Origin of the sequence: Oleiagrimonas sp., from assembly GCF_027858935.1 — a bacterium.
Classification (GTDB): Bacteria; Pseudomonadota; Gammaproteobacteria; order Xanthomonadales; family Rhodanobacteraceae; genus Oleiagrimonas.
In genome coordinates this window covers 1-3,495 of the sequence record NZ_JAQIBU010000169.1, presented here as the reverse complement: position 1 = coordinate 3,495, position 3,495 = coordinate 1, and the positions used below count along the sequence as shown (strand labels likewise).

At 64.8% G+C, this 3,495-nt stretch carries 3 protein-coding genes and 1 pseudogene; 2 read left to right on the top strand and 2 right to left on the bottom strand.

Annotation, left to right across the window (positions count from 1 at the left end; translation table 11 throughout):
* Window positions 1–208: glucoamylase family protein (locus PF446_RS06170; protein WP_298070364.1), on the top strand; the 208-nt coding region annotated here is incomplete at its 5' end.
* On the top strand, window positions 208–1,722 hold the full coding sequence (locus PF446_RS06165; RefSeq protein WP_298070363.1) for a mercuric reductase: 1,515 nt from the start codon (window positions 208–210) through the stop codon (window positions 1,720–1,722). The genes PF446_RS06170 and PF446_RS06165, both read left to right, overlap by 1 nt.
* Window positions 1,723–1,815: 93 nt before the next feature.
* On the opposite strand, the gene PF446_RS06160 is transcribed toward PF446_RS06165, so the two are convergent.
* Together PF446_RS06160 and PF446_RS06155 are read right to left on the bottom strand one after the other, a co-directional pair.
* Window positions 1,816–2,697 (bottom strand): ADP-polyphosphate phosphotransferase, encoded by an 882-nt coding sequence (locus PF446_RS06160; protein WP_298070362.1) that lies wholly within the window; start codon window positions 2,695–2,697, stop codon window positions 1,816–1,818.
* 153 nt (window positions 2,698–2,850) lie between these two features.
* A pseudogene (locus PF446_RS06155) lies at window positions 2,851–3,495 on the bottom strand (hypothetical protein); the annotation flags it as partial.

The following is a 3,495-nucleotide window of genomic DNA, read 5'->3' as shown; positions in this document are numbered from 1 at the left end:
GACGCTGATCGATGCCGATCAGAACGCCTGGGTATCGGAGGGCCATTACGGCCTGGATCAGGGCATCGTGGTCATGATGATCGAGAATCACCGCAGCGGGCAGATCTGGCAGTGGATGCGACGCTGTCCATACATCGTCCAGGGGCTGCGCAAGGCCGGGTTCACCGGTGGCTGGTTGCGGTCATCGGTCCGCCATGGAGCGCCCTGATGGTCACCACGAACGACCCTCGGGTACCAGGCCAGGACGCGCACTTGATCGCGGGGCATCCGGACGCCTGGCGTAACCCGACCCCTGCCCGCTGTTATCATCTGGCGATCATCGGCGCGGGACCCGCCGGCCTGGCCGCCGCGGAACGTGCCCGCGCATCGGGTGCGAAGGTGGCCCTGATCGAACGCGGGCGACTGGGCGGCGTATGCCTGAACACCGGATGCATTCCCTCCAAGTCGATCGTGCGCACCGCACGCCTGTACGCCGGGATGCGCGAAGCTCAGCGCTACGGTGCGCAGGTTCCCGATGTCATCGCCGTGGATTTTGCCGCAGCCATGGCACGCGTGCGGCGTATCCGCAGGCATCTGGAGAGCGCCGACTGGGTGCACCGGTTGCGCTCAACGGGTGTGGACCTGTTCTGCGGTGACGCACGATTTGGCGGCAGGGATTGGCTCATGGTCGACGGCCAGCGTCTGCATTTTGACAACGCGCTGATCGCCACCGGCGCGCGCCCGGAGATTCCGGAGATACCCGGACTCGCCCAAACCGGCTTCATGACCAATGAAAACGTGTTCGACCTGACCCAACTGCCACCTCGCCTGCTGGTGATCGGTGGCGGCCCGCTTGGCTGCGAACTGGCCCAGGCGTTCTGTCGGCTCGGCGCCCGCACCACCATCGTGCAGGACATGCCGCTGTTCCTGGGCAATGAAGAACGCGACGCCGCGCAGATCCTTTCCGATGCCTTTGCACGCGACGGGATCGAGGTCCGACTGAACACGACCGTCGAAGCCGTGCGCAGACAGGACGGGGAGATCCGCGCCGATCTGGTCAGCGCCGACTATCGCAACACCATCGCGATCGATGCGATTCTCATCGGCGCAGGCCATGCACCCCAGCTCGATGGACTGAATCTTGCGGCGGCCGGCATCGGCATGAATACCCGCGGGGGCGTGGAGGTCGATGATTTCCTGCGCACCGAAAACCGGCAGGTCTATGCCGCCGGGGATGCGTGCCTGGAACACAAATACACCAACAGCGCCCGGGCCTCGGCACAGATCGCCGTCGGCAATGCACTGTTCGGCGGCCGTCAGCGGCTGAGCAAGCTGATCGTGCCATGGTGTACGTTCACGGACCCTGAAATCGCGCACGTAGGACTCTACGTGGGCCAGGCCAACCGGCAGGGCATCCCGGTCAAGACCTTCACCCTGCCGATGCACCAGATTGATCGCGCGGTGACCGACAGCGAAGCCGAGGGCTTCGTGAAAATCCACGTGCGGGAGCGTTCGGACACCATCCTCGGCGCCACCATCGTGGCCCGGCACGCCGGCGACATGCTGGGCGAAATCACCCTGGCGATGACGACGGGCATCGGTCTGCGCACGCTGGCCCGGATCATCCAGCCCTACCCCACCCAGGCCGATGCCATCCGTCAGGCCGCCGAAGCCTATGTGCGTACGCGTACGCGTGCGCGTGCACCGCTGCGTTGGCGCTTTCGCCAGTGGCTTGCAACGTGAAGCTCGCGGCAGGCCTGCCGCACCTGTCCACCGACAGGTAGCGGGGCGTGGTGATGCCCTGCAGATCGTGTGCGGCCAACCCGGCGGTTTCCTTCACTTGGCGAGCTGCTTGCGGATCGACTGCAGTTCCTGGCGGCGCTTGGCGCTGGTCCTGGGATAGTTCATCTTCAAGGCCCCGAAGGTGTCGACAATGATGCGCGAAACGATCAGGCGGGCGTTCTCCTTGTCGTCGGCCGGCACCACGTACCACGGTGCGTCATCGGTGCTGGTGGCGGCCAGACATTCCGCATAGGCCGTCATGTACTGCGACCAGAAGGTGCGTTCGGTGATGTCCGCCACGCTGAATTTCCAGTTCTTCTCCGGCTCGTCGATGCGCGCCAGGAAGCGCTGGCGCTGCTCCTCGCATGACAGGTGCAGGAAGAACTTGATGATGCGGGTGCCATTGGCGTGCAGATGCTGCTCGAGATTGCGGATCGAACGGTAGCGGTGTTTCCACACCGATTTTCCGGATTCGAGCGCATCCGGTAGACCCTCGCTGCGCAGAATCTCGGGATGGACGCGGGCAATCAGGACCTCCTCGTAATAGGAACGGTTGAAGATGCCGATGCGGCCACGCTCCGGCAGGTCGCGGGTGCAGCGCCACAGAAAGTCGTGCTGCAGTTCGCTGGCGCTGGGATGCTTGAAGCTGAACACCTGGCAGCCCTGCGGATTGACCCCGGACATCACGTGCCGGATGGCGCCGTCCTTGCCCGCTGCATCCATCGCCTGGAAAATCAGCAACACGGCATGCCGGTTGCTCGCGTACAGCCGTTGCTGCTGGTCGCTCAGCTGACTGACGTGATCGTCGAGCATCTTCTTGTACTGGTCCTCCGAGTCGTAGGCCGGATCGACCGTTGTCGGCCAGCGGTCGAGATCGACCTTGTGCCCTTCGCGAACGCGGTAGTCCTCGGGTTTGATTTTTTTCGGGTGGCCCATCACACGCACTCCAGCAGTTGATGTCAGGATGTCGATCCCGCGATTCGAAGACGTCTGCCAGCAGCACCCGCGGGAACGTGCCCGGCGTTTGATGAACAGGCGTCGCCATTCAAGTTCAGGGCTGGATGCTCCTGTGGTCCGCCGCGATACCGGTCAGTCGCTTGCCTCGGGTCCGGCCTTGCGCGGCTGCGGCTCTTGCCTGGCCCGCTCCATGTCTTCCACCGCTTGTACCTCCTCGCGCCCGAGCTGCTCATACAGTTGATGGACGCGCTTGACCTGCTGTGGTGTCGGTTCGGGCGGCGTTTCCGTCGCCGGCTTCGACGCAAGTGTATCGGTGGTCCCTTCGGGCGGCGCCGGCTTTGTCGCCTGCGTTGCCGGTTGCGTCGGGGCAGCGGAGGAGTCGTCTGCTTCAGGATCGGGCGGTGCGGCGGCCTTTGCGCCGGGCGCCGGCTTGGCCTTGGCTTCTGCCCTCACTGCGGGTCTGGCATCGGTCGCATGAGGTGCGTCGGTCTCGGCCTTCGGCGCGGTGTCTGTCTTGCCGGGATCAGGTGCGGGTTTGGCCTTCGCTGCGTGCGCCGCATTGTCCTGCAGCTCTGCCGCAGGCCTGGCATCGGTCGCAAGAGCCTCGCTGACCTCGTCATCAGGCTTGGCCTTTGCCTCTGCGGTGTCCGCTTCGGGTTTGCGTTTGGCCGCTGCCTTGCCGGGATCGAGTAGCCGATAGGCCAGCAGTTTCAGCGGGTCGGTGATGAAGAACCACAGCAGCGCATAGCCCCAGACGAAGGCCGCCCAGCCCCAGCC

Coding starts and splice junctions, on each gene's coding strand:
- PF446_RS06165 (WP_298070363.1), top strand. CDS start 208: ATGGTCACCACGAACGACCCTCGGGTACCAGGCCAGGACGCGCACTTG.
- PF446_RS06160 (WP_298070362.1), bottom strand. CDS start 2,697: ATGGGCCACCCGAAAAAAATCAAACCCGAGGACTACCGCGTTCGCGAA.